This window comes from Cupriavidus sp. CER-90 (genome assembly GCF_057652055.1).
The window spans coordinates 102,018-126,823 of sequence record NZ_JBYGYM010000001.1; the positions used below are offsets into that span (position 1 = coordinate 102,018).

At 57.1% G+C, this 24,806-nt stretch carries 20 protein-coding genes; 13 read left to right on the forward strand and 7 right to left on the reverse strand.

Annotated elements, in window-relative coordinates:
- Positions 1–154: 154 nt before the first annotated feature.
- Positions 155–964 carry a molybdate ABC transporter substrate-binding protein gene (gene modA, locus AC24R4_RS00460; RefSeq protein ID WP_487521907.1) on the reverse strand — a complete coding sequence of 270 codons (810 nt, stop codon included), beginning with the start codon at positions 962–964 and terminating at the stop codon, positions 155–157.
- Position 965: 1 nt separating this feature from the next.
- A complete protein-coding gene (locus AC24R4_RS00465; RefSeq protein WP_487521908.1) occupies positions 966–3,050 on the reverse strand; it encodes a TonB-dependent siderophore receptor in 2,085 nt (694 codons plus the stop codon).
- A gap of 532 nt (positions 3,051–3,582) precedes the next feature.
- Between AC24R4_RS00465 and AC24R4_RS00470 the strand changes: the two genes are divergently transcribed.
- The 3 genes from AC24R4_RS00470 (at position 3,583) to AC24R4_RS00480 (ending at position 6,200) form a co-directional block, all read left to right on the forward strand.
- Positions 3,583–4,104: a molybdenum cofactor synthesis domain-containing protein gene (locus AC24R4_RS00470; protein WP_487521909.1), complete on the forward strand. Its 522-nt coding sequence runs from the start codon at positions 3,583–3,585 to the stop codon at positions 4,102–4,104.
- Positions 4,098–5,303 (forward strand): molybdopterin molybdotransferase MoeA, encoded by a 1,206-nt coding sequence (locus tag AC24R4_RS00475; RefSeq protein ID WP_487521910.1) that lies wholly within the window; start codon positions 4,098–4,100, stop codon positions 5,301–5,303. The genes AC24R4_RS00470 and AC24R4_RS00475 overlap by 7 nt, the downstream gene beginning before the upstream one ends.
- Before the next feature lie 582 nt (positions 5,304–5,885).
- Positions 5,886–6,200 carry an H-NS histone family protein gene (locus tag AC24R4_RS00480; protein ID WP_487521911.1) on the forward strand — a complete coding sequence of 105 codons (315 nt, stop codon included), beginning with the start codon at positions 5,886–5,888 and terminating at the stop codon, positions 6,198–6,200.
- A gap of 319 nt (positions 6,201–6,519) precedes the next feature.
- Here the strand turns inward: AC24R4_RS00480 and AC24R4_RS00485 are convergent, their stop codons facing one another.
- From AC24R4_RS00485 to AC24R4_RS00495, 3 genes are all read right to left on the reverse strand, one after another.
- A complete protein-coding gene (locus AC24R4_RS00485) occupies positions 6,520–6,915 on the reverse strand; it encodes a copper resistance protein CopQ (protein WP_487521912.1) in 396 nt (131 codons plus the stop codon).
- Between the two features lie 155 nt (positions 6,916–7,070).
- On the reverse strand, positions 7,071–8,054 hold the full coding sequence (locus tag AC24R4_RS00490) for a helix-turn-helix domain-containing protein (protein WP_487521913.1): 984 nt from the start codon (positions 8,052–8,054) through the stop codon (positions 7,071–7,073).
- A gap of 37 nt (positions 8,055–8,091) precedes the next feature.
- Positions 8,092–9,582: an aminotransferase-like domain-containing protein gene (locus AC24R4_RS00495; RefSeq protein ID WP_487521914.1), complete on the reverse strand. Its 1,491-nt coding sequence runs from the start codon at positions 9,580–9,582 to the stop codon at positions 8,092–8,094.
- A gap of 179 nt (positions 9,583–9,761) precedes the next feature.
- Here AC24R4_RS00495 and AC24R4_RS00500 point away from each other — a divergent pair, with 179 nt between their 5' ends.
- Entirely contained in the window at positions 9,762–10,364 is a 603-nt protein-coding gene (locus AC24R4_RS00500; protein WP_487522954.1) for a TetR/AcrR family transcriptional regulator, read from the forward strand.
- On the opposite strand, the gene AC24R4_RS00505 is transcribed toward AC24R4_RS00500, so the two are convergent.
- Positions 10,354–11,568, reverse strand: coding sequence for an IscS subfamily cysteine desulfurase (locus AC24R4_RS00505; RefSeq protein WP_487521915.1), 1,215 nt, complete (start codon positions 11,566–11,568; stop codon positions 10,354–10,356). The genes AC24R4_RS00500 and AC24R4_RS00505 overlap by 11 nt on opposite strands.
- A 248-nt stretch (positions 11,569–11,816) precedes the next feature.
- Here AC24R4_RS00505 and AC24R4_RS00510 point away from each other — a divergent pair, with 248 nt between their 5' ends.
- The 6 genes from AC24R4_RS00510 to AC24R4_RS00535 all read left to right on the forward strand — a co-directional run bounded on the left by AC24R4_RS00510 (position 11,817) and on the right by AC24R4_RS00535 (position 19,130).
- On the forward strand, positions 11,817–13,259 hold the full coding sequence (locus AC24R4_RS00510; RefSeq protein WP_487521916.1) for a cytochrome ubiquinol oxidase subunit I: 1,443 nt from the start codon (positions 11,817–11,819) through the stop codon (positions 13,257–13,259).
- 6 nt (positions 13,260–13,265) lie between these two features.
- Positions 13,266–14,273, forward strand: a complete 1,008-nt coding sequence (cydB, locus tag AC24R4_RS00515; RefSeq protein ID WP_487521917.1) for a cytochrome d ubiquinol oxidase subunit II — start codon at positions 13,266–13,268, stop codon at positions 14,271–14,273.
- Positions 14,274–14,432: 159 nt separating this feature from the next.
- The gene (locus AC24R4_RS00520) at positions 14,433–16,547 is read left to right on the forward strand and encodes an FUSC family protein (protein ID WP_487521918.1); all 2,115 of its coding nucleotides are present in this window, start codon (positions 14,433–14,435) and stop codon (positions 16,545–16,547) included.
- Positions 16,541–16,741: a DUF1656 domain-containing protein gene (locus tag AC24R4_RS00525; protein WP_487521919.1), complete on the forward strand. Its 201-nt coding sequence runs from the start codon at positions 16,541–16,543 to the stop codon at positions 16,739–16,741. Before AC24R4_RS00520 ends, AC24R4_RS00525 begins: the two co-directional genes overlap by 7 nt.
- Positions 16,742–16,749: 8 nt before the next feature.
- A complete protein-coding gene (locus AC24R4_RS00530) occupies positions 16,750–17,667 on the forward strand; it encodes an efflux RND transporter periplasmic adaptor subunit (RefSeq protein WP_487521920.1) in 918 nt (305 codons plus the stop codon).
- The gene (locus AC24R4_RS00535) at positions 17,664–19,130 is read left to right on the forward strand and encodes an efflux transporter outer membrane subunit (protein WP_487521921.1); all 1,467 of its coding nucleotides are present in this window, start codon (positions 17,664–17,666) and stop codon (positions 19,128–19,130) included. The genes AC24R4_RS00530 and AC24R4_RS00535 overlap by 4 nt, the downstream gene beginning before the upstream one ends.
- An 81-nt stretch (positions 19,131–19,211) precedes the next feature.
- On the opposite strand, the gene AC24R4_RS00540 is transcribed toward AC24R4_RS00535, so the two are convergent.
- Positions 19,212–19,505: a hypothetical protein gene (locus AC24R4_RS00540; protein ID WP_487521922.1), complete on the reverse strand. Its 294-nt coding sequence runs from the start codon at positions 19,503–19,505 to the stop codon at positions 19,212–19,214.
- Between the two features lie 692 nt (positions 19,506–20,197).
- Here AC24R4_RS00540 and AC24R4_RS00545 point away from each other — a divergent pair.
- The 3 genes from AC24R4_RS00545 to AC24R4_RS00555 all read left to right on the forward strand — a co-directional run bounded on the left by AC24R4_RS00545 (position 20,198) and on the right by AC24R4_RS00555 (position 24,779).
- Positions 20,198–22,522 carry an FdhF/YdeP family oxidoreductase gene (locus AC24R4_RS00545; protein WP_487521923.1) on the forward strand — a complete coding sequence of 775 codons (2,325 nt, stop codon included), beginning with the start codon at positions 20,198–20,200 and terminating at the stop codon, positions 22,520–22,522.
- A 158-nt stretch (positions 22,523–22,680) separates the two neighbouring features.
- Entirely contained in the window at positions 22,681–23,580 is a 900-nt protein-coding gene (gene fdhD, locus AC24R4_RS00550; RefSeq protein WP_487521924.1) for a formate dehydrogenase accessory sulfurtransferase FdhD, read from the forward strand.
- On the forward strand, positions 23,574–24,779 hold the full coding sequence (locus AC24R4_RS00555; RefSeq protein ID WP_487521925.1) for a molybdopterin molybdotransferase MoeA: 1,206 nt from the start codon (positions 23,574–23,576) through the stop codon (positions 24,777–24,779). The genes fdhD and AC24R4_RS00555 overlap by 7 nt, the downstream gene beginning before the upstream one ends.
- The last annotated feature ends 27 nt before the right edge of the window (positions 24,780–24,806 follow it).

Below are 24,806 nucleotides of genomic sequence, written 5' to 3' on the forward strand. Positions count from 1 at the left end.
CGCTATTGCGCTAGGCGTAGCCCGAACAAGGGAAATCGAAGACCCCTCCAAAGTAGTTCATGTTTCAGGGAGGCAATGAATACAGTTTGTTCGAAAAGCTCGTTAGGAACTGTGCCGTTCTTAGGGAAGGTAAGCTCCTCGCCGAACTGTGGAATCAGGGTTTGATTCTCAAGAAGCCAAACTCCGATAGAATCTGCTGCGCTTCCGGGGTAGAAAGATACGCCGCGAATCGCTCTGCTGGAGGAGACGAACCCTTCAGCACTGTGACTGCGTACTGCGCCGTGACTGCAAGTTCCGGCGGGAGAGCAAGGGCTCTCGTAGAGGGATCCTCGGGCCTGGTGCGACGACTACAGTAGCCAAGAAATACGTCCACGACGCCGGTGCGCAGAAGAGTGCTGACTGGGCCAGCACCCTGTGAGGCCGTCAAGGACGTCTTTCCGCCCACAAGCTGTTTGGCCTTGTTTATCAGGATCTCTTCGGAGCCAGGTATCACGTCACCGGCATTCCGGAAGACTTCCCAAGCATAGTCGCCGCCTGGATCGCTCCCGGGAGTGGATGTCCCGACTGAAATCTCCTGATCCAGAAGCTTCTCCAGCAGATTGTCTTCAGCGATATCCTGACGCCATAAGGTGTACGCACACATTCGGTTTCGCGCAAAAACCGTCGCTGGACCGGCAATTCCCGCCGTCGCCAAGCGCTGCGGATGGGCAAGATTGGCCGAGACGAACAGATCCACCCTGTCGCCGCTCAAGATTCGGTCTCCTAGCAAGCCAGCGGGGCCATACACATCGGAAAACTTCACACCTGTTTGAGCGGTGTACGCCGACTGGATAGCAGATAAGGCGCCTCTTAGGCTTCCCGCGGCGTACACCGTAAGCGTTTGGGCTTCCGACGAAGTGCTGGCAAGCATTGTGTACACAACAAGCGCCACAATCGGGCGGATGGCTCTGAGCACTGTCAGCATCTCAGAAGCTGAACATTAAAGAAGCCCGAACGGTTCGAGGCTCGCCAAGCTGTGCTGTTGTCCCGTCCGTTCCGTTATAACCATTCTGTCCCGTTGGTGCGATGTTCGCCCAGTAGTGGCGATTCCCCACGTTGTTGACTGTCAATCGCCAAGTCGCGTGTGCTCTGAGCAATCGCGCTCGGTACCGAAGACCGAGGTTCACGATCGCGAACGAACCGGAGGAGTTTGCTCCTACATTGTCGGTAGGCCGGCGGCTCATATAATTGACATCAACATTTGCAGCCAGTCCTGGGACGGCAGCAAATCGGTATTCCGCGAGTAAGTTGGCAACTGCATGGGCGATGCCCAGCACTGGCCGCCCAACTGCGCCATTGCCCCGCGAAAGGACTGGGTCTAGCAACGCAACGGATGCCAGGACGGAAAGGTCCCTAAACAGCACGGCGTCGGCGGATAGTTCCAGCCCGCGATTGATTTGATCCCCCTGCACCGCATATCGATTGTTCGAGCCGATGTACGCGAGAGGACGACGGATCTGGAAGATCGCAGCAGAAGCGTTGACGGCGGCTAGCTTCGCCTTGACCCCCAATTCCCATTGTTTGCTTCGGTAGGGGGCGAGATTCTCGCCGGAATTGGCTGTACCCGCCGGCGCAATGTCGCCTTGCTGGATGCTATTCGCATACGACAGATAGGTCGTAACGTTGTTTTTGGGCTTGTACATCAGGCTGAATGCCGGGCTGGTGCCCGTGGCTGAGTACTGACTTGTCTGCATCCCTTGCTTGTTGAAGCTTTTGCTGGCAATCCAGCTCTGGCTCAGTGCCACAATAGCCGACCATTGCGAACTGAAGGTGGCTGTGTCCGCAAAGGTGATCGACTGCTGAGTCGAGTGTACCGAGTGGAATCGGCTCGCAAAATCAGGCCAGGACGGCTCGGGGAATATCTTCGGGTCGCTCAGCGTGGCGCTTCCCAAGTTGATAGCCCCCGTCTTGTAAGGCGTGTAACGGTCCCACGCGAAGCCATTGGTGGCTAAAGTCACGTCATGGCGCACCTGCCCCGTACGAAAGGATCCGTCCAACGAAACGGCGTTACTTAGAACCTTGTCCAAACTGTAGGTAGTGGTTGCCGCCGTAGTTGTGTAGTTCCCTTTGAGGCTCGTTATGGTGTTGGTTGGAACCGTTGAGTTACGGTCGCTAGATTGCCATTGCACGGCCGCTTTGACATGCCAGCCGCTACCAAGATCATGTGTCAGTCGCCCGCCGACGGTATTAATGATGTTGTTGTCCCCAGCATAAGGCTGACCGTATCCCGCTCGGGTAGGGTCAGGTGCCGTGGGTAGTGCAATTCCCTTTTTTACTGCGAACGTACCCGGTAAGCCAGTAGTGGTGTAGTGGTACGTGCTGGCGGTGAATTCGGCAGTAGTGCTAGGGGTAATCTTCGCTTCGAGTGCGAGGCTACCAAGGCGTCTGTTGAGCGAACTATCGGCAACATAACTCGCTCCGGCTTGTTCCATTAGATTGAGGCGGTAACCGAACTGCTTATCAACTCCAAAGCGTCCGCCCAAATCGACGTGCGTGCGCTGAGATGTCGAACTAGCATATTCGACCGTCAACTCGCGTAGCGTCTCTTCCGTCGGGCGCTTCTGCACATAGTTGAACGTACCAGCAGGGTTTGCCGGTCCATACAGTGCGCCTGACAATCCATTCAACACCTCAATATGATCAAACTGCTCAATGGGGTAGTCGGTGGTGCCGGCAACATTGAGGCCGTCAATTCGTGTGTTCTGAACGACGGAGCCCTGCATTCCGCGAGTCTGGGGCCGAACATTTTCACCTTGTACCGAGGGAATGTAGCGAAGCGCTTCCCTGACGCTGTGCAACTGTTGATTTTCGATGAGTTCTTGCCCGACCACTTGGACTGAGTAGGGGGCGTCCAGGAGGGGACGCTCTCCAAGCGCGCCTAGATACGCAGCTTCCGACGAGAAACTGGGCTGCGGGGGGCCTCCCTCTACAACGACCTCCGGGAGGGTTGTGGATTCCTGAGCTTGAGCGGCGAACGGACCGACAGCGGAAACACTGGAGGCGGTCAGCATAGCGACGATTCTGATTCGGTGGCGTCGATTGTGGAGAGGTTTTGCGGAAATTTTCATTACTAGGGGCGATCTTGCACTAAGGCCCGCAGAGAATGCGTGCGAAGCGCCAACGTCTGCAGAATTGGACGAGCCCCCTAGGAAGGATGAGCAATACCAGCGTGAAACCACGTGGCGTCGCCGTGGCGGGAGTCGTCTTCGACGTCCGAAAGACTAGAGCGTCCCCAACGTGCTAATCGGACACAGTTCCTAAGTTGTACTGGCAACACAGCCGCGTTCTTAGGTTGGAGGGACTGTTGCTGTAAGCCGTTTGTGGAACTGTGCTCATTGCGAGTTCGATGGCCTTCTACGATAAGGACTGGTGAACCTCCGGCCGGACAAATGGTTCGGATGACGCAGCATGGCGTCATCGGGAACTGGCGGTCAGCCAGAGTGATGGCGACGCGCGAGCTACCACGCTATCCCCGATGAGTCCGTGGGCCGACAAGCCTCTCGAGCAGCTCTTCTTTTTTCAGACCTTTCACGCATCAGAAGCATGGTGACAACTCAGAAGCAATCCTTGGCTTGTGCCGTTTTGACGGTGAGCGATAGTCGAACGCCGGCATCGGATACTTCCGGTGATCTCTTAGTGAGATTGCTCGAAGATGAAGGGCATCGTTGCACGCGACGCGAGATGTCTGGTGCGAACAAGTATGTCATTCGGCGTGTTCTAAGTGACTGGATCGTGGACCCAACCGTACAAGTCATTCTGACCAACGGGGGCACGGGGTTCTCCTCGAAGAATTGCGTGCCTGAAGCCGTCTTGCCATTATTCGACCGCGAAATCAGCGGATTCGGCGAGCTATTCCGCTCAATTTCGTTTCAGCTGGTGGGGACGTCTGCTATCCAGTCGCGTGCTGTGGCTGGCGTTGCGAACGGGCGAGTCATCTTCAATCTGCCAGGCTCAGAAGACTCGTGCGAGACGGCGTGGCGGCATATCATCGGCCCGCAACTCGACGGCACGACGCGCCCTTGCAACTTTGCTACTGCATTGGAGAAGGGGCGACTCGTATGCTGAAATTCGATTCCGCGCAAATCCTATTTGCGAACAGTGTTGACGTTATCCAGGAAGCCGACCGTATCTGGATCGGGGTAGCCACAGGGCGAGTTCTGGCTACAGATGTCGTGGCGCGCGCCGACTTGCCTTCGGCTGACAAATGTTCGCGGGACGGGTACGCCATCCGCGCTGCGGACTGCTGCGATAACGCATGCCTGACGCTGCAACAGGTGTGCTTTGCGGGTACGGAACCCGAAGCGCTTCGTCCTGGTCATGCCATCCGTGTTTTCACCGGTTCGCTGGTGCCATTAGGCGCAGATACCGTAGTGTCGGACGAATGCGTGGTGATAGCGCCTCAGGATATCCGTGTGTTGGATGTACCCGAGGAGGGGGCCAATATTTGTCGACAAGGAGAGGATGTCGTCGCCGGAACGCTCCTGGCGAAGGCAGGCACTATCCTTTCCCCAGGACATATTGCGGCGCTTTCTTCGCAAGGTGTCGAAGAGCTTCAAGTCGTCCGTCTGCTGGAAGTCGGCCTGGTAACGACGGGCAATGAGGTGGCTGTGCATGAGGAGATGCCAGCGCGGCACCAGGTGCACGATGTTAACGGTCCGATGTTCGAGTCTCTTGTCGAGGCGATGGGTGCTGTTGTGAAGAGTCGGCGTCACGTTCCCGACTGCGAGCTAGCGCTACGGACGGCCATGACGGAGCTAGCAGATGAGGTCGACGTAGTCTTGGTCACCGGCGGCATGTCAGGAGGCACAAAGGATCTCGCTTGTTCGTCTCTACTTTCGGCGGGCGGCGCTCTCTTATTCCAGAAGGTGGATATGACGCCCGGAAAACCCGTCGCTGTCGGTAAGCTGCTAGGGAAACCGGTTGTCTGCCTACCTGGCAATCCCGTGGACGCGTACGCAACGTTTGCATTGCTAGTGACGCCAATGCTTCGAAAGCAGCAGGGAAGAACGGAAGTTTTTCCACCCATTACCTACGTTAGCTTAGCGGAGAGGCGGGGCGGAAAGAGCCAGCAAGATGAGTTCCTACGAGTTCGACAATCGACTCTAGGTCCCTCGAAGAATCGGATCGAGGTGCAATTGCTACAAGGTGAGAAATCGCTATCTAGCTTGGGCGAGTCGACGGGGCTTGTACGTGTGTCATCGCAACACAAGGGATGTGACCACGAAGTTTTTCCGTATTACGACTTCTCTCGTTGGCTATTCTGAATTTTGGTAGTGGGAGGTTGGGGGGCGTAGCCCTCCAACCTCATTGGCGTCAAGGCTGTAATAGCTCCAGCCCATACGTTGTCACGGCGGCAGTTGGTCGTCGGCCGCGAGGCCGTAGAAGTACTACCGCACCAACGTCCTGCAACGATGACAGGAAGGCGTCGGCCTTGTTCGTTGAAAGATGCGCTCGGTAGGCTAGCGTGTCGATTGCGACGACAGGAACTCCCGCAGCGCGGTATTCTTGAAGTGTTGATATCAGTGCAAAGACCATTGGGTCCAAAGGGAATTCGCACCCCTCGACAACGTCGATGGTACTGGTGGCCGCACGTTTGTATTGTCTAGACATCTTTCTAGGTTTTTGCACCGATACGGCGGAAGCTGCCGAATCTTCTTTGCCAGCACGGAAAACGCCTAACCGCCTCCCACACCAAGGATTCTTCGCCGTCGGTTATCAAGCTGACAAACGGATCGCAGCATCGAATGCCGATACTCATTTTCGGAAAATCTGGTAATACAGTTGTAGAATGCCTCTAAAGAGGGGTGGCTCTCTACGTAATTTCTGTTTCAAGCGAGGAGATGGGGATGGCAACGTACAAGGAACTCATTGCACAAAAAGAAGCGCTGGAGACTAAGCTAGCGGAGGCTCGTGCAAGCGAAGTAGCGGGTGTAATCGAGACCATTCGCAATCTGATGACCGAATATGGATTGTCGGTCGAAGATGTGGCGCCCCGTCCCCGACGTGGCCGTCCGCCGGCAGATGGCAAGAACGTGACTGCTACTCGGCAGCCGCTACCCGCCAAGTATATGGACCCGAAGACGGGAAAGACATGGTCTGGCCGTGGTCGCGCGCCGGCATGGTTGGGTAAGCGTCCGGAGCGGTTCCTGATCCAGGAGTAAAACTACTACGCTGAGAACGGCATCATTGCCGTTCTCAGAAGCAAGGATTCTTCCATTGCGCTTCGTGGGGTCCAGTCGCGTTTGCTCGACCTTCGAGGACACGTTGGACCTAGACCTGAATTGGTCCAGTAGCCATTGCATTGGACTGCTTAGTCGGACCATCTGCTCAAGTCCTGGTTCGAAGCAGGGTGCACTTGACCAGCGACATTCTCCACGCTCTCGAACCTCATTTCGGCCACTATCCGGCCGTAAGCGCCTCGGTTATCGAGAGCCGCTATTTCACGGCAACCATTCGCGCCGAGACCACTACGGAATTTCTTTAGGCCGCGAAGTCGGCTTGCTCCAGGCTATATCCCGGAGGCGCAGAGACACCCGTGCGGTCCATTCCTGCAATCTGGCCGCTGCCAGCACGCGCGCCATCCGTAAAGGGATCACGCGCGCCCTTGATGTCGCGAGCGCCGTCCGTGTACGGATCGCGCGGGCTCTTGATGTCGCGAGCACCCTCGGAGTACGGGTCACGGGGACTGCGCACATCACGAGCACCATCCGTGTAGGGATCGGGACGGCCGATACCGTGTGCGCCGTCGGTGAACGTGTCGTACTTCGTGTGGTGCAGCATGGAATCAGCGCCTTGTGCATGGGCTGGCGAAATCACGAGTGCCGCTGCGCTCACAATGAGCGATGAGAGCAGGACGGAGAGGGTGGCGGTTTTCATAATGCTTATCCTTACAAGTGGTGCATAGGGGAACAGCCTTGCCGAGGGTCGCAGTCACTTTCATCAACCTGTGCTGCGATCCCTTGGCGTCGTACTGTGAGTGAAATGGTAGGGGAGAGAGCGATACCCCTTCGCATACAAAGATCCAGCATTCCTTACAGAACAGTCGCGGCCAAAGTTGGACTAACGCTGCCCGTGTTTTGAGCCTGGCATCGCCATCGCGACGGTGTTTCGCCGGCGAACCGCTTGAAAACGCTGGCGAAGTGCGCCTGCGTCTGGAAGCCGACCTCAAGAGCAACTTGTGCGATGGGCGTGGTGCTGTTCTCAAGCAGTTCCTGAGCCTTCTCGATACGGCGACGCAACAGGTAGTCGTGAGGCCTTTGTCCAGTTGCGGCGCGGAACTGTGCTGCGAAGTGCATCCTTGTCAGGCCAGCTGCATCGGCAACGTGTTCGAGCTTGATGGTCTCGGCCAGGTTGGCATCAATGTATTCCGTTGCCTTACGTAGTCGCCACGCGGGAAGGGGCGCCGCCGCAGATCGATTGGCGCGTTGATATCCCGCGGTCAGAAGTCCGAACACGCGAGTGGCGATAGCTGCGCACAGACTGTGTACGTAGACTGTTCCGGTATCGATTGGCTCGTCGGACTGAAGCAGTGCTTGGCCAAGCCTTTCGATCGCAGAGTCAACTAGAAGGCTTTGACATGGCATTTTTGGGGTTTCTTGTAGCCCATATCGCTCCATTGCGCTTCTGTTGACGTGAAGATGAAGTACGTCGCAGGAGTCGTGTAGCCGAATCCGAGTCGATTGTCCGAGGCGTGACACCAGGATTGAGCCCGCTGCCACCCGGCCGGAGTGAATAAGATGCTGGCCGCGCCAGTAATCCATGCTCGTCCGTTTTAGATAGAGGGTGATCGTCAGGTGTCCGCGATCCGTTGTCGCGTCATGCAATTGACAGTCACCGCCCGTGGCCTGCCATCGTGAAACGATGAAATCCGTGGCGTTCGACTCAAAGAGTTGGTCAACGTCTTCTGGGGGAAGGCTTCCCGTTTCCGTACAGAAGCTGTGGGATGGTGGCATCGCAGCTGTGAAGGGTGGGAATGGCACAAGCGCCTTTTTTGCGTGGGATTGAGCTAACGTCATGGCGTGTCGTAGACCTAGGCGAAGCGAAGTTTTACGTTCAAGCAGCGATGGGTGTGCGAATTCCAGCCGAAGCGAGTTGACCAAGCGTTCGGATCGCGGCCTCATACTCGGGCGTCCATTCGTTGCTGAAATTCAGGCGGATGTGGCGATTGAATTGATGGTCCGAGCCGAAGAGACGTCCTGGTGCGATGGTGATGCCGCAGGCAAGGGCATCTCGGTAAAGTGCGAGTGAGTTTGCTCCAGGCGGCAATTCAATCCAGAGCACGTAACCTCCCCCCGGGGCAGAAACCGTCGTCCCTTGGGGAAAGAAGCGCTGGACCGCCGCCCGCATGATGTTGGCGTTCTGCGCGAGCGACTTACGCATGCGACGGAGATGGTGATCGTAGCCATCGTTGCGTAGATACTCAGTGAGGGCGAGCTGAACGTTGGCAGGCGTGGTCACGGTGCTCAGGAACTTGAGTTTTTCGACTTTTTCCCGAAACCGCCCAGGCATCGCCCATCCGATACGATGGCGGTGGGTCAAGCATCGCGAAAACGAGCTGCAATGCAAAACTAGACCACGAGTGTCATAGGACTTCAGTGAGGTGGGATGCCGAGCCCCGAAGTAGAGCTCACCGTATTCGTCGTTCTCTATGATGGGAATGTCTCGTTGCGTGAGATATTCCACCAATTCGCGCTTCTTCTCCTCGGGCATCTGACGGCCGAGTGGGTTCTGGAAGTTCGCGGTCAGCATGCACGCAGCGACGCGCTCAGTTGCGACAACCGCTGCAAGTGCCGCCATATCGATGCTGCCTGTGGTATCGCAAGGCACTTCAATAGCGCGCATGCCGTGCTGCTTGATCGTTTCGAGCATGCCGTAGTAGCACGGTGACTCCACGATGACCGCATCGCCCGGCCTGGCCACGGCCTGGAGGCACAGTCGCAGCGCCTCGGTCGCGCCAAGGGTGACGATGATTTCGCTTTGGTCAACTTGCTGACCGTTTTCAAGATACCGCCGAGCCAATTGACGGATGAAAGAAGGGTTTCCAGGGGGGAGGTCGTCGAGGAGCGTCCCGTTGGAATGGCGCCGAGCGCGGATGCTTGCGTACTGTGCAATGCGCTGACACGGTAACAGTGCAGGGCTGGGATACGGCGAGCCGAGCGGCAAAGCGTCATCTGACTGGATAGCCCGCAGCGTCGACAGCATAAGCTGAGCGACATCGACGTCCTCCGGGACTGGCTGTTGTGTCTGCTCGACCATCACTGCCGGACCGGATATGCGCGCGCGAACAAAGTAGCCAGATTGGGGACGACTCTCGATGATCCCGCGACTTTCAAGCAGAAGGTAGGCGCGCAAGACTGTCGAAATGCTCAATCGGTGCTGCTGACTTGCCTGGCGAACCGAGGGAATCTTGTCGCCCGCCCGCAAAATGCCCTGGTCGACGGACTGTTCAATGATGTTCGCCAACCGCTGATACAAAGGCGCCGCTGATTGGCTGGCAGAGCTTTCGGTTTCCACTTCCACAATGGATGTCGTCGTCGTGTTCATTGCTGGGCTCCCCTCGGTAGCTGAAAGATACAGACCTGTCTCTTTTTAATAGATACAGGTCTGTCTGTCAAGGAACATCGATGACGTTTCCCGAAAGTCGATATTTGTCCACAAAAAGAAATGAGCAAGACAGGTCTGTATTGGCTATACTCGAGCGGACTTTAATTTGGAAGCAGGGTATGTCTGAAGCCGCAAAGCTCTCCCCGAGAGCCCGTATCCTCGACGTTGCCGCAAGGCTCTTCGCCCGAGACGGCTTTCGCGCGACCGGTATCGATCGCATCATCGCTGAATCCGGAGTGGCTAAAATGTCGCTCTATAGGCACTTTGAATCCAAGCATGCGTTGATTCTCGCAGTGCTGGATGAACGACACGATGCTTGGATGCGGTGGTTCGTCGAAGAGGTGGAGGCGTCGTTAACAGCCAACCCTGTGATGGCAGTGTTCGCCGATGTCTTGGAAAATTGGTTCGAGACGGAGAGCTACCGAGGGTGCACGTTCATCAATGTCGTGGCCGAAACTGGTGCTCAGGACGACGACGGACTTGTGCGAAAGGCGATGGCCCACAAGGAAGCGCTACGGGCGTATGTCGAGCAGGTCGCGACGAGGCTGGGGCATAGCCGGCCAAGCGCGTTGGCCGAGGAAGCGATGCTGTGCATCGAAGGGATGATTGTCCGCTACCAGATGACTGGTAACCCGGAAGTGGTTGCAGCAGGGCGCCGTTTCCTGACTCAGTTGAGCGAGGGAACGGCGCGCTCGAAGGCGGCCGCCGTCTTCAGTGGCTAGCCCACTGAACTGCTGCGACGTCCACGCCGTCCTGGTGCATTTCCCAGAGCGGGCTCAACGCGCGTAGCTTGTCGACCGTCGTCCGCAGCATCTCAACAACTGCATCTACCTCTTCCTCAGTTGTGAACCGCCCAAGCGTGAATCGAATGGAGCTGTGTGCGAGTTCGTCGCTACGGCCGAGCGCACGCAGGACGTATGACGGCTCCAACGATGCGGAAGTACAGGCAGAGCCTGAAGACACTGCGACACCCTTGATACCCATGATGAGTGATTCGCCTTCGACAAAGTTGAAACTCACATTGAGGTTGTTTGGCACGCGCTGCTCCATGCTGCCATTGAGGTAGGTCTCATTGATTGCAAACAGACCTTTCATCAGCTTGTCGCGAAGCGCGCCGACGCGGGCGGCTTCCTCTGCAAGTTCGAGTCGAGCAAGCCGGAATGCCTCGCCCATTCCGACGATCTGATGCGTAGGCAAGGTGCCCGAGCGCATACCTCTCTCGTGGCCACCGCCGTGCATCTGCGCTTCTAGGCGGACTCGAGGTTTGCGGCGAACATACAGTGCACCAATTCCCTTCGGACCGTACGCCTTGTGCGCCGTCACGGTCAAAAGGTCGGCCTTAAGAGTCGTCAGATCAATGGGGATTTTGCCGGCGGCCTGAACCGCATCGCAGTGGTACAGGACTCCTGCGGACCGACATAGCTCCCCAATCTCTTCAACAGGTTGAATCACGCCTGTTTCGTTGTTGACCATCATGACGGACACCAACACTGTGTCTGGTCGCAACGCATTGCGCAGTTGCTGCAAATCGACTAGTCCATCGGCCTGGACGTCGAGGTAGGTCACCTCGAAGCCTTCACGCTCCAGTTCGCGACAGGTGTCGAGCACCGACTTGTGTTCAGTCTTCACGGTGACAACATGGCGCCCCCGTGTTTTGAGAAAGTGCGCTGCACCCTTGATAGCGAGATTGTTTCCTTCCGTGGCTCCGGAGGTCCAGACAATCTCCCGCGGATCGGCATTCAGTAGCTCGGCGACCTGCGCCCGGGCAGATTCAACGGCTTGCTCGGCAGTCCACCCGTACACGTGACTTCTTGACGCAGGGTTCCCGAAGTGCTCAAGCATGAAAGGCAGCATGGCTTGTACGACACGTGGATCCATCGGTGTCGTCGCACTGTAGTCCATGTAAATCGGGCGGTCGTTGTTCATCTCGTTGCTCCAAAGTCTCGAACCTGGCTCGCTTGGCAACAAACGCCTCGAACCTGTTGCAACGCATTCTAGTGAGACAACGGAGCGTTTGGAGCACCGTTACGACTGAACTGAGAGGATTCTTCCAAAACTGTATCTCTCTGAAGTGCTGCGAATTCCCTACTCTGCGCAGGGTGACAGGGCGAAGTCCTTCGCAACCTGGCACTTCGCGGCAATAGCCCGAAGCCAACACTACGGAGAGCATTACGATGCACGGACTTACAGCGCTGGATCTTGCGCGCATCCAGTTCGCATTTACAGTTTCATTTCACATCATCTTCCCAGCGATCACGATAGGCTTGGCAAGCTTCCTCGCGATCCTCGAAGCTTGTTGGTTGCGCACCAAAAATCCCGTCTACCAGAACCTGTTCCATTTCTGGATCAAGATTTTCGCGCTGAACTTCGGTATGGGTGTCGTCTCGGGCCTCGTGATGGCGTATCAGTTCGGCACTAACTGGAGCTTCTTCTCAGAGTTCGCGGGCGGCATTACAGGACCGCTGCTGACGTATGAAGTCCTTACGGCGTTCTTCCTGGAAGCAGGCTTTCTCGGCGTCATGCTGTTTGGCTGGAATCGCGTCGGACCCGGCTTGCACTTCCTTGCGACAGTCATGGTGGCCGTTGGAACGCTCATCTCCGCCACCTGGATCCTTGCATCGAATAGCTGGATGCAAACGCCTGCCGGCTACGAGATTCTGAATGGCCGCGTAGTCCCGACTGATTGGCTGGCAGTGATCTTCAATCCGTCGTTCCCGTACCGCCTTGCGCATATGGGAATTGCAGCGTTTCTGTCCACTGCGCTGTTCGTAGCAGCATCTGGAGCATGGCAACTGCTAAAGGGAAACCGCTCACCGGCGGTCCGCAAGATGCTCTCGATGTCGTTGTGGATGGTGCTGATTGTCGCACCGCTGCAAGCAGTGGTCGGTGACGCGCACGGACTCAACACGCTCGAGCATCAGCCGGCGAAGATTGCGGCCGTCGAAGGGCATTGGACGACCGCTTCCAAGGACGACAAGAATGGTTTTCCTCTCATCGTGTTTGGTATTCCAGACATGGAGCGAGAGGAAACACGGTATGCCATTGAGATTCCTCGTTTGGGTAGCTTGATTCTGACCCATACGCTTGACGGTCAAATTAAGGGCTTGAAGGATTTCCCGAAGGCCGACCGACCCAATTCGACCATTCTGTTCTTCTCGTTCCGGGTCATGGTGGGCCTGGGTGTGCTGATGATCTTGTTCGGCTTGCTCGGCATGGTTCTGCGACGTAAGGATGTCGTCTTCAATTCGCGTGCGTTTCTGAAGTTCGCCGTATTGATGGGCCCTACGGGACTGATCGCTCTGCTAGCGGGCTGGTTTACGACCGAAATTGGCCGGCAGCCGTGGGTGGTGTATGGGCTGATGCGTACGACGGACGCCGTATCCCGACATGAGATTGCACCGCTGGCGGCATCGCTCGGAGCATTTGTGGTCGTGTACTTCCTGGTATTCGGTATCGGTATTGGCTACATGCTGAAGCTCGTCAAGAAGGGGCCGGACGCGGGAGGACATGGTGGTGCTCCTCAAGGCGGAGCAGGCAGTGCGCATCAACCGATGCGCCCCGTCTCTGCGGCCACAGCTCCTTCGACTGCCACAGCGTTTCAGAACACAGAAAGGTGAATCGACATGGGTATTGACCTACCTCTCATCTGGGCCCTCGTGATTTTCTTTGGCGTGATGATGTACATCATCATGGACGGATTTGACCTGGGTATCGGCATACTTTTCCCGTTCATCGGTGACCGTCGTGACCGCGATGTCATGATGAATACGGTCGCCCCTGTGTGGGATGGCAATGAAACCTGGCTGGTCTTGGGCGGCGCTGCGCTGCTCGGTGCGTTTCCGGTCGCGTACGCGGTGGTTTTGAGTGCTCTCTACATTCCGCTGGTGCTTATGCTTCTCGGACTGATCTTCCGAGGCGTGGCCTTCGAATTTAGGTTCAAGGCGAGCGACCGAAGTCGGCATATCTGGGACAAGGCATTCATCTGGGGCTCTCTGATTGCCACGTTTTTCCAGGGTGTAACCCTCGGTGCCTACATTGATGGTATTCCGACGGACGGCCATTCGTACTTGGGCGGTGCACTTGATTGGATTTCGCCGTTCTCCATCTTCACCGGCTTCGGCGTGGTCGTCGCCTATGCATTTCTAGGAAGTGCATGGCTGGTCATGAAGACAGAAGGTTCGCTGCAGCGCCGGGTGGTTGGGCTCGCCAGGGTGCTGACCGGACTCATGCTTGCCACGGTCGTCGCAGTCAGCATTTGGACGCCATTGACTCACAGTGAGATCGCGGCGCGCTGGTTCGCACTGCCGAATCTCTACTACTTCCTGCCGGTTCCGCTGTTAGTTTGCTTCGCTGTATGGAAGCTTATGAAGTCCCTTGGTGGCGAGCCGAATATCTCCCCGTTCCTGTACGCGCTGCTGCTTGTGTTCCTCGGATACACCGGACTCGCAATTAGTGTATGGCCGAACATCATCCCGCCGACGGTTTCGTTCTGGCAGGCGTCTTCGCCACCTCAAAGCCAAGGGTTCGCTCTGGTCGGAACCCTGTTCATCGTACCGGTAATTTTGACCTACACCTTCTGGTCGTACTACGTCTTCCGTGGCAAGGTCAGGCACGGAGACGGTTACCACTGATATCACTAGGTGGTGCGCACCGCATCGACGTTGCATTGGTAACGGAGATGCGGTGTGCAACTCGCAGTAAGGCGCGCATAGCGAAATTGCGCGCGTTTGTTCGTACCGGAACGTCGGGTTTGCATATCGATTCCGGCGTGGAGCAGTTCGTGCAGAAGCATGCAACGCAGCTCTGGCTTGAGTTATCGCGTAACCGAAGCAAGGCAGGTAACTGAAATGTCTCTATGGCCCACTGCTAAGCAGTGGCTTTTCTCCGCCAAAGTGTTTGGGGCTGCAATGCTGGCGCTTTACATTGCGCTTGCACTGGGCCTGCCTCGCCCATATTGGGCGATGGCCACGGTCTACTTGGTCTCAAATCCGCTAACTGGCGCAACGCGGTCCAAAGGATTGTACCGAGTCGCAGGTACGGTCCTTGGTGCGGCGGCTGCTGTTTTCTTGGTGCCGATGTTGGTTAACGAGCCGGTCATACTGATGGCCGCGATCTCGCTATGGACCGGCGTGTTGCTCTACGTTTCGTTGATAGAGCGCACACCGCGTGCCTATGTATTCCTGCTTGCCGCGTACACGCTGCCGATCGTCGCCTTGCCTACCGTCACTCAACCCACAGAGGTATTCGACGTGGCGTTGGCGCGCGTCGAAGAGATTGTCATCGGCATTGTCTGTGCAAGCGTCGTCGGATCCTTGTTCTTTCCGGAGAAGGTGTCAAGCGTCCTGCTTGCGAAGGTTGACGGGTGGCTGGACGATGCATCGCGATGGGCTGGTGAAACGCTGTCACCGGTCGAGGCTGCTAAGCACAGCAAGCCATCTGGTCGGTCTCAGCTTGCGGCGGACATCCTTGCGTTTGATCATCTGATTGTGCAGCTTGGGTACGACACGGAGCATCCTGGTGCCGTGGGGAATGCTCGATCTTTGCAAGCGCGGATGAGCATGCTTCTTCCAGTACTGGCGTCACTGGAAGAAGTTTTGAATGCTCTAAGAGTTCATCCTGAAGGTGTTCCCGAATGGCTTGCTCAACATGTTGTGTCTACGAATGACTGGATTCAGTGTAAGTCATCCTCGGCGGAGCACCGGCCGAGCGTTGGTATGCAGCCGCACTCTGGTGATTGTGCATGGCGTTGTGGCCTGGTCGAAACAGCGGGTCAACAGCTAAAGACGCTTGGAGACCTGTGGGAGGACTGTCGGGCCTTACAAGAACGAGTCGGGGCGCACTCGGCATCTACGGATATGCCAGAACTGAAGACGGCAGAATCGGCCGCGGAACGTGACTTTGCACACGATCACGGCCTGGCGGCCTTCTATTCCGGCTCTGCCAGTCTCGCTGTTCTGGCCGCTGGACTCATCTGGATCTTCTCGGGCTGGATCGACGGCGCGGGTGCGGTCGGATTGGCAGCGCTTACTTGCAGCTTCTTCGCAACGGCAGATGACCCCCACAAACTCGCATGGGGCTTCGTGAAATGCAGCGGCGTGTGCCTGCTCGTCTCGTGGTTCTATCAATTTGCGGTTCTGCCGTATGCGCACGATTTTGGCAGCCTAGTAGGCATGCTGGCAATCCCTTTTCTTGGCATCGGAGCTCTGATTCCCCGTCCAGGATTCAACGTTTTTTCAGTGCTTCTTTCAGTCAACTCTGCATCGTTTTCAAGCGTGCAGAGCATTTACGAGGCGCAGTTCATCGACATATTCAATGCCAGTCTGGCAACGTTCGCTGCCATGCTGTTCGCTCCAATCTCCGTGTTAGTGATGCGCCCATTCGGGTCTCATGTTGTGACGCAGCGCTGGATCCGCGCTAGTTGGCGGGACCTGGCGGCAGCAGCCGATCGAAGAATGCTGTCGACGCATCCAAAGTTGCCCGGTTTGATGCTCGATCGATTCTTCCGCTTGGCTCCCCGCCTGGCCGGTCGCGGTCAGGAGTCAGCCGGATTTAGGGACCTCCAGGCGGGCTTCAGTTTGTTGGCGCTGCAGGATCAACTTAATGAGCTTCCGAAGTCGGTGCGGCGACCAGTTGTCCGCCTATTGCACTCGATGAGCCGAAACTTCAGCGCTCGAATCGAAAGCGGGCATGCATTGCCAGTACGCGAAGACTTTGAAATGCGTGTCGATGCCGCGTTTCAAGCCCTGGCTGCCCAGTCAGATGTGGCGTCCCGCAAAGCAATGACGTCGGTCGTAAGCCTGCGATTGGCATTGCTTCCGGATACGCGGCGTGCCGAGATGAGAAGGATTGGTTCGGAAATTACGACAGCAATGACTACGTCGCAACAGAGAGGGACCTCATGCTGAACAGTGAGATTGACGTCTACGGAGTGTTTGTGCCCAGCCTGCTGATATCGATGTTACTTGCGCTCGCTCTCACGGCGTGTCTGCGTGGCGTACTTCATCGCGTCGGCTTCTACCGTGTCGTCTGGCACCGGTCTTTGTTCAATTTCTCGATCTATCTAGTGGTCCTGGGCGGCATGGTTGCCCTCACACGTTAGCCTTCAACATGAAGACAAAGTTTCGTAAAGTCGGCTCGGCGACTTTGACATTGATTGCCGTTGCCGGAGCAGCGGTCGTCGGCCAGCATTTGTGGGATTACTACACAGCGGCGCCATGGACCCGCGATGGTCATGTACGGGCCGATGTTGTTCAAGTTTCCCCTGATGTGTCTGGTCTCGTTACACAAGTCCTGGTAAAGGATAATGCCCAGGTCCGGCGCGGCGATGTCCTATTTGTCATCGATCCGGACCGCTTTACGTTGGCATTGAAGCAAGCGGAAGCGACGCTGGCTGCACGGCAGGCGACACTCGCACAGGCGAAGCGCGAACACGCGCGAAATCGCCTGTTGTCTGACGTGGTTGCTACCGAGGCAACCGAGAGCACGCAAGCACGGGTAGAGGAGGGCGAAGCAGCTGTCGCTCTCGCAAAATCTGCACTGGACCTGGCGCGCCTAAATCTGACCCGCTCCCACGTTATCGCGCCGGTTGACGGATATCTCAATGACAGGATGCCACGACTGGGAGACTACGTCAGCACCGGAAAGCCGGCGCTTTCAATGGTCGATAGCGGATCGCTCTATGTCGAGGGCTACTTCGAAGAAACAAAGCTTCCCCGAATTCATGTGGGGGATCCTGCTGATGTTCACCTGATGGGCGAGAGCGGGACCTTAAGGGGAACGGTGCAAAGTGTGTCCGCCGGCATTGAAGACCGTGACCGGGTTACGGGGTCGAATCTTCTACCCAACGTAAATCCCACCTTTAACTGGGTTCGGCTGGCACAACGAATCCCGGTTCGGGTTGTGTTGCGGGACGTGCCGGGCGACGTCCGGCTGGTTTCTGGTCGTACGGCCACCGTAACCATACGAAGCCTCCAGGCTCCCGTGTCGGTGGGCCCGGCTACCGCTAGTACGGAGAAGGCGCAATGAAGAACTCGACTTTCCGGTCAGTACTTTCTGTTGCAGCGCTGTTGGCGCTATCTGGCTGCATGACAGTTGGCCCCGATTATTCTGTTCCTGCTAGCGCGATTGTGAAGGATCCTCACGCGAGCGCGGCACTGGTCGGCAGCGATAACCCCGCCGTTTCGGCCGCGAGAGTCCCGGACGATTGGTGGCGGCTGTATGACGACGAGAAGCTCAACGCTCTTGTGCAACAAGCGCTCACTGCCAACACCGACCTTCGGGTGGCGGCGGCCAACTTACGTCGAGCGATCGCCAACTACCACGAGGTGGAATCGGAGAACCTCGTGCAAGGCGGTATCTCGGCAAACACCGAGCGAGCCCAGCTCGCAGGCGAAAGTGTCCTGCTGAAAGAGAAGGTGCCTGTCTTTAATCTCGGAGACTATGGCATCAAGGTCTCCTATCTTGTGGACTTCTTCGGGAAGCTGGCTCGAGCCGACGAGGCTGCGTTGGCGAGTGCTGAAGCAAGTCAGGCAGCACTCGATGCGGCCCGAGTCGGTGTCGTCGCGCAGACTGTACGGGCATACGTGGAGGGCTGCGCCGCGGCTCAGGAACTTGATGTTGCACAGCGCCAGCTTGCGTTACAGGAAAAGGCCGTAGCGGTTGCAAAGCGCCTGGTTGCGGCGGGGCGAAGCCAGCCAAGCGATGCCTTCCAATCTCAATCGGAGGTAGAGAAAATAAGCGCCAGCTTGCCAATGTTCAAGACGAGGCAGGCGGCGGCGGAGTACCGGCTATCGGTGATACTAGGCGAAACTCCCGGGGCCAGCTCGCATCACCTGGGACAGTGTCACGAGTTGCCGGTACTGCGCCAGGCAATCCCTGTGGGTGACGGTGCATCATTACTGCGCCGACGGCCAGATTTGCGCCAAGCGGAACGGGAACTGGCCTCAGCTACGGCGCGCATTGGGGTCGCAACGGCGGATCTCTACCCGTCCATCCGTATTGGGGCTTCGGCTGGGGTGACCGGCCTTCTGTCCGACCTCGGTACCGGCCCTACTGTGCATTGGGGCTTCGGTTCCCTCGTAACTTGGACTTTTCCTACTAATGGCGTGCGGCCGCGAATCCATGCGATGGAGGCGGGGGCAGATGCCGCCCTGGCTCATTTCGACGGGACGGTGCTGCGGGCGCTAGAAGAAACACAGTCTGCCATGGATGCCTACGTCAATGAACTTGACCGCAACGTACGACTGCGAAGAGCTCGCGACCAGGCTGCTGCGGTTGCAAGCGAGCACCGTCAACTGTATCAAGGAGGACGACTTCCTTACCTTTCCAGTCTGTATGCCGACCGCGACGTGATTCAGAACGAGATGGCTTTGGCTGCATCCCAGTCGCAAGTCGCGAGATTGCAGGTTAATCTCTTTGAAGCGTTGGGGGGAGGATGGAAGAATGCCCCGGCTCCAGTGGGGCATGACGCGACTGAGAGCCACGGTTAGGCGGTCGCCGTGGCAGCGCGTACATTCCTGAATTAATGTGGAAAGTCGGCTGCCACTCGTGCGTGCCCCCTTTGGCTGGCATTACCTTACGCCACTCCAGCCGCCGAACGCCAAGGGATGAAGACGGTCAATTAACGATTTGGCGTCATTGACCGTCTTGATGTCGAGAGCGCTTTGGATCTCCTTTTGGTCAATCCGCGCCGTCTCGACGTAGATCGCTACGGCAGTAACGATTGCTGCTTTTGCCTGTGGTGCTAGTTCTGAATCTGGCGGCTTGTCGAAGAGTCGCTGGTTAGCGATCCATCGACCACACGCGTAATCTGCCTGCTCAAGGGCTTGGCGAACGAACACTTCGTCCTTGTTGCCTCGTAGCAACTCAATCTCCGGTTGAAAATATCAATGATGTGGGGGTTCCCCGTACGTACGTCAGCGATAGGCTAACGACCATTCGCTCCCAGTACGTTCAACGCACTACACATCCCAATTTCCAGGATGAGGGCTATTGGGCCCCAGTCGTCAAAGGATGCCGCATGGAAAAAGGGCCATAGGACCAGCCCCATCGCTGAAATCAAGCAAAGACCTAGAAGTGCGTCATGTAGTCGCATGTCGAGATGGTCGGGCCAGCGCTGAAGTTGCCCAGGCATGTGCGCGTAGGGGCCTTGTACCTTGCGCGCGCGGTGCACAGGAAAGGGAGCCTTGCGCAACCGTGTGCCGTGGGTAGTCGGGTGTCGCGGGACAGCCCCTAGTGGAGGAGGCGTCCCCGGGGGAAAGGACGGCAAGCGGAGGAGGTGGCCTGCTGGGCGTGTGCGCCGCGACAGAGCAACTATAGGCCGGAGCAAATTGACGCGTTAGACACAGTTCTCCACTGCAATTTTGAGCACAGCGTGGACGTCGATGCAGAGTTGATTAGCCTCAAGCTCAATACCTTGCATTCGAAGTGGGACTGTGCTCCAAACTGTTTGCGGCGAGTGTGTGCCATCGGGTTGCGAGACGGATTCTATTCTGACCACATTGCATGAAGCGCTGCCCGCTGAGGCGGCCGATGCGGTCACTCTTAAGGATCAACCATGAGTTTGCCTACCCCCGAGAAAGGCCATATCGCCGACTACACCCACGCCGCCGGAGGCTGGGGTGCCCTGAAGTATGTCGCCATCAACCTCATTAAGGAAAAGGTTGCAGGCGGCAAGTACAAAACCCTGTTCCGCCAGAACCAGCCAGATGGGTTTGACTGCCCGGGATGTGCGTGGCCAGATCGCCAGCATGCATCCACCTTCGAGTTTTGCGAGAACGGGGTGAAAGCTGTTGCTGCGGAAGCCACCAGCAAGCGGGTCACTCCAGAGTTTTTCGCCAAGCATACCGTTGCTGAGCTGATGGCGCAGACAGATTTCGAGCTCGAGCAGCATGGCCGCCTGACACATCCGTTGGTATTCGATGCAAGAACGGACAAATACCATGCGATCTCTTGGGAAGAGGCCTTTGCAATGATTGGTCGTCATCTGCGAGCGCTAGACGATCCGAATCAGGCAGCCTTTTACACATCTGGGAGGGCGAGCAATGAAGCGGCCTTCCTGTATCAACTCTTCGTTCGCGTGTTCGGCACGAACAATTTCCCTGACTGCTCGAACATGTGTCACGAGGCAACCAGCCGAGGGCTTCCCCTGACCGTTGGGGTTGGGAAGGCCACGGTGTTGCTAGACGACTTTGAGCACACTGACACTATTCTCATCATGGGTCATAACCCAGCGACGAATCACCCCCGGATGCTGGGTGAGCTCCGGGAATGTGCCAAGCGGGGCGCGACGATTGTGTCGATTAACCCGTTGAAGGAACGTGGCCTTGAGCGCTTCACAAGTCCTCAGCATCCTTTAGAGATGGCGACTGGGTCTAGCACGAAGATCGCCTCCATGTTCGTGCAGCCCAAGCTGGCTGGTGACTTTGCGCTACTCAAGGGCGTGGCAAAGCGCCTTATAGAACTCGACGATGACGCACTTATGGAAGGCGGGGAGCGTGTTCTGGATTCCGAGTTCATCGCGGCCCACACCAATGGCTTCGAGGCATTTGCCAACGATCTGCGTGCGGAATCTTGGGCAGATATCGTCGCAGAGTCGGGTGTTACCCGCGACGATATCGACGCACTCACGGACGTATACGCCCGCGGAAAGCGAGTTATCGCGTGCTGGGGCATGGGTCTGACGCAGCACAAGAATTCAGTGCCGACAATCCAAATGCTTAGCAACGTGATGATGATGCGAGGCAATATTGGGCGAGAGGGAGCGGGTCTGTTGCCGGTTCGTGGCCACTCGAACGTGCAGGGCGACCGCACGGTCGGCATTGAAGAGCAGCCAGATGAGATATTTCTCGACCGTTTGGGGAAGGCTTTCAATTTCGAACCCCCGCGTGAACACGGCTATGACGTCGTGAACACCATCAGCGCCATGCTGGACGGCCGCGTTAAGGTCTTCATTGGCCTCGGCGGCAATTTCTCCATCGCCACCCCCGACACACCGCGGACTTGGGACGCTCTGCGTCAGTGCGATCTGACCGTCAACATCGCGACGAAGCTGAATCGGAGCCATCTTGTGCATGGCAAAGATTCCCTTATTCTTCCAACGCTGGGTCGCACAGAGATTGACCTGCAAGAGGGCGTCGCCCAAGGTGTGACGGTCGAGGATTCGGTCTGCATGGTGCACATCTCCTACGGGATGAATGAGCCGGCCTCTCCCTATTTGCTGTCGGAAACTGCAATTGTCGCGCGTATGGCGCACGCCACGTTGGGTTCTGAGCGAATCGATTGGAACTGGTACGCTCGGGACTATGCCCGCATCCGGGACGGCATCGAGCAGGTCATCGACGGTTTTGGCGAATACAACGCGCGAGTGGCGATCCCCGGTGGCTTCCATTTGACGCCGGCATCGCGAAATCGAGTGTGGAAGACCGAGTCAGGTAAGGCGGAGTTCCTCGTCAACGCAATCGAAGCGGACACACCCATCCGCCGCGCCCGAGAGCGCCATGGTGACAAGTTGCTCGTGCTGATGTCTACGCGTTCGCACGACCAGTACAACACAACGATCTACGGCCTCAACGATCGTTATCGCGGCGTCTTTGGACTGCGTCGAGTGCTCTTTATCAACGCGGAAGACATGTCGCGCCTGGGGTTCAAGGACGGCGATCGCGTCGATATCACCAGTGTCTGGGACGACGGTGTGGAGCGTTGTGCCGAGGATTTCATGCTGGTGGAATATGACATTCCTCAGGGCTGCCTCGGCTCCTACTACCCAGAGACTAATCCGCTCGTTCCGCTGGAAAGTGTAGGGGACCGCTCCGGCACGCCGACGTCCAAGTCGGTTCCCGTGTTGTTGTCTCCTGCTCGCCACCCGACCGCTGCGGAGTGATTTCGTGTCCTTCCAGGTTAGCTGCCAAGCGTCACGGACAAAGAGGTTCCGCACGTTTGTGAACATGCGGTTGACAAGCAAAAAAACTGTATTGAGAAATCGCCCCGGTATCTGTGCTCCACAGCCTCCGTGGGCCCTCTCTAGTATCGGGTGCAGCTATGAGTTTCAGCGAGTTTCCTATGTTGTGTGGTCAAGATACCCCACACCCTGGTCATCAAAGCATAGAGGTCCTTCGCCACCGTGACAGCCGGGTCACGGTGGCGGTTGACGATGTTGCCGAGGAAGTGCCGATTGCGATTGTTTGCAATGGCATCTCGCACGCGGTGATGATGGCCACTCCAATGGACTTAGAAGCCTTTGGAGTGGGCTTCCTTCTTTCGGAAGGCATTGTGCACGACATCCGGGACATTCTAGATGTCGAAGTCAACTCCGGACCCGAAAGCGCGGAAGTCCAGCTTCAGATCACTCAAGGCTCGTTCGTGAAAATGAAAGAGCGCCGGCGAGCACTCGCCGGACGTACTGGTTGCGGCGTCTGCGGAATTGAGAGCATTGAGCTGCTCGATCTCGTACCAGAGCCGCTTCGCGTCACCAATCGAGTTATTGATATATCACCACAAGCGGTGCAGCGAGCGGTGGCCGAGCTTCCGGCGCACCAGCATCTGATGCGTAAAACCGGAGGCGTCCATGCTGCTGCCTGGTGTTCGACAGATGGGGCTATCCAGTTCGTTTTCGAAGACGTCGGCCGCCACAATGCTCTCGACAAGCTGATCGGGCAGTTGGTAATCGATTGCGCTCACCTGGATGATGGATTTGTCTTTCTCTCCAGCCGTGCGAGCTACGAGCTTGTCCGTAAGGCGGCCCGCATGAATATTCAGGCTGTAGCGACCATATCCGCGCCTACGTCCCTCGCGATATCCATCGCGCGGAAGGCCGGTCTTCGTTTGCTCAGCTTCTGTCGCAAAGATGGATTCGTGGACTACACAATGTCTGTGAACACCGCGCCGCGCGACGATCCCGCCAGGACCCTGAGCGCCGGCAACGCGAGTCCATTATGCTGAGCTTCGACACAGCGCAGACGTTGTTCGCAGACGCGGTTCGGGCAGTCGAGGAGACAGAGCTAATCTGGCTGAGCGTAGCGAAGGCGAGGGTCCTGGCGGAAGATGTGATTGCGCGTATCGATACGCCATCAGTGGACAAGTGTGCGATGGATGGCTACGCCATTGCGGCTGTCGACTATGCAGAAGATCGGACGTTCCCAGTGCAGCAAACCTGTTTCGCCGGAATGGAACCGCAAGGGCTACTGCCAGGATTTGCTATCCGGGTGTTTACAGGCTCAGTCCTACCTGAAGGCTCTGATACGGTTGTGCCAGAGGAGCAAGCTGTAGCCAGCGTGGAAGGGGTCCGCTTTAATGCTCGACCGACTACCAACGCCAACATTCGAAGGCAAGGTGAAGACGCAAAGATTGGTGATGTCCTCATGATGGCCGGTACGCCGTTGATGCCAGGACATATCGCAACGCTGGCTTCTCAAGGCGTGGAGCGTGTTCGCGTGCGTCGACTCGTTGAGGTCGCACTCATCATCACGGGAGATGAGCTGGCGGTCGACGAGGAATGCCCGGCGCCGCATCAAGTCCGAGATGTTAATGGGCCAATGCTGGAAGCCCTTGTGGAGTCCCTGGGAGCCATTGTCCGGAGCCGAAAATACGTGCGCGATGACGAAGCATTGTTGCACGAATCTATCTTGGACCTGAGTGGGGAAGCCGACGTCGTGCTGTTGACCGGAGGCGCATCTGGCGGTGAGAAGGACCTGGCAGCGGCCGCAATTGTGTCCGCTGGTGGCAAACTAGTACTGCGAAAGGTCAATATGAAGCCCGGCAAGCCGGTTTCTCTAGGCGAGCTACGAGGCAAAGCGGTGGTCTGCTTACCTGGCAATCCGGCAGCGGCCTACACAACGTTTACTTTGCTGGTTTCGCCCATGCTGCGCAGATTGCAGGGGCGGGCGCAGGTCTTTCCTCCCGTGAGAAGGGTGAGGGTGGATAGCGTCCGAAGGGCGAATTTTCATCGTGATGAGTTTGTCAGGGCCACACCCGATACCGCTGTCACCGGGTTAGAGCGAGCACGTATTCATTCGCAACAAGGCTCTGGTTCCGTGTCTTCGCTTGGCGACGCCGCAGGATTCATTCGGTTTGCGCCACTCACGGACGCTCCGCGCCCCGAATTCTTGCCGTACTACGACCTGAATCGTTGGCTTTATTGAGGGAAAGATATGGTCGGGGTGACACAA

Excerpts from the sequence above, each read along its gene's own strand:
- modA (WP_487521907.1), bottom strand. The coding sequence starts at position 964 with ATGCTGACAGTGCTCAGAGCCATCCGCCCGATTGTGGCGCTTGTTGTG.
- AC24R4_RS00465 (WP_487521908.1), bottom strand. The coding sequence starts at position 3,050 with ATGCTGACCGCCTCCAGTGTTTCCGCTGTCGGTCCGTTCGCCGCTCAA.
- AC24R4_RS00470 (WP_487521909.1), top strand. The coding sequence starts at position 3,583 with ATGGTGACAACTCAGAAGCAATCCTTGGCTTGTGCCGTTTTGACGGTG.
- AC24R4_RS00475 (WP_487521910.1), top strand. The coding sequence starts at position 4,098 with ATGCTGAAATTCGATTCCGCGCAAATCCTATTTGCGAACAGTGTTGAC.
- AC24R4_RS00480 (WP_487521911.1), top strand. The coding sequence starts at position 5,886 with ATGGCAACGTACAAGGAACTCATTGCACAAAAAGAAGCGCTGGAGACT.
- AC24R4_RS00485 (WP_487521912.1), bottom strand. The coding sequence starts at position 6,915 with ATGAAAACCGCCACCCTCTCCGTCCTGCTCTCATCGCTCATTGTGAGC.
- AC24R4_RS00490 (WP_487521913.1), bottom strand. The coding sequence starts at position 8,054 with ATGACGTTAGCTCAATCCCACGCAAAAAAGGCGCTTGTGCCATTCCCA.
- AC24R4_RS00495 (WP_487521914.1), bottom strand. The coding sequence starts at position 9,582 with ATGAACACGACGACGACATCCATTGTGGAAGTGGAAACCGAAAGCTCT.
- AC24R4_RS00500 (WP_487522954.1), top strand. The coding sequence starts at position 9,762 with ATGTCTGAAGCCGCAAAGCTCTCCCCGAGAGCCCGTATCCTCGACGTT.
- AC24R4_RS00505 (WP_487521915.1), bottom strand. The coding sequence starts at position 11,568 with ATGAACAACGACCGCCCGATTTACATGGACTACAGTGCGACGACACCG.
- AC24R4_RS00510 (WP_487521916.1), top strand. The coding sequence starts at position 11,817 with ATGCACGGACTTACAGCGCTGGATCTTGCGCGCATCCAGTTCGCATTT.
- cydB (WP_487521917.1), top strand. The coding sequence starts at position 13,266 with ATGGGTATTGACCTACCTCTCATCTGGGCCCTCGTGATTTTCTTTGGC.
- AC24R4_RS00520 (WP_487521918.1), top strand. The coding sequence starts at position 14,433 with ATGCAACGCAGCTCTGGCTTGAGTTATCGCGTAACCGAAGCAAGGCAG.
- AC24R4_RS00525 (WP_487521919.1), top strand. The coding sequence starts at position 16,541 with ATGCTGAACAGTGAGATTGACGTCTACGGAGTGTTTGTGCCCAGCCTG.
- AC24R4_RS00530 (WP_487521920.1), top strand. The coding sequence starts at position 16,750 with ATGAAGACAAAGTTTCGTAAAGTCGGCTCGGCGACTTTGACATTGATT.
- AC24R4_RS00535 (WP_487521921.1), top strand. The coding sequence starts at position 17,664 with ATGAAGAACTCGACTTTCCGGTCAGTACTTTCTGTTGCAGCGCTGTTG.
- AC24R4_RS00545 (WP_487521923.1), top strand. The coding sequence starts at position 20,198 with ATGAGTTTGCCTACCCCCGAGAAAGGCCATATCGCCGACTACACCCAC.
- fdhD (WP_487521924.1), top strand. The coding sequence starts at position 22,681 with ATGAGTTTCAGCGAGTTTCCTATGTTGTGTGGTCAAGATACCCCACAC.
- AC24R4_RS00555 (WP_487521925.1), top strand. The coding sequence starts at position 23,574 with ATGCTGAGCTTCGACACAGCGCAGACGTTGTTCGCAGACGCGGTTCGG.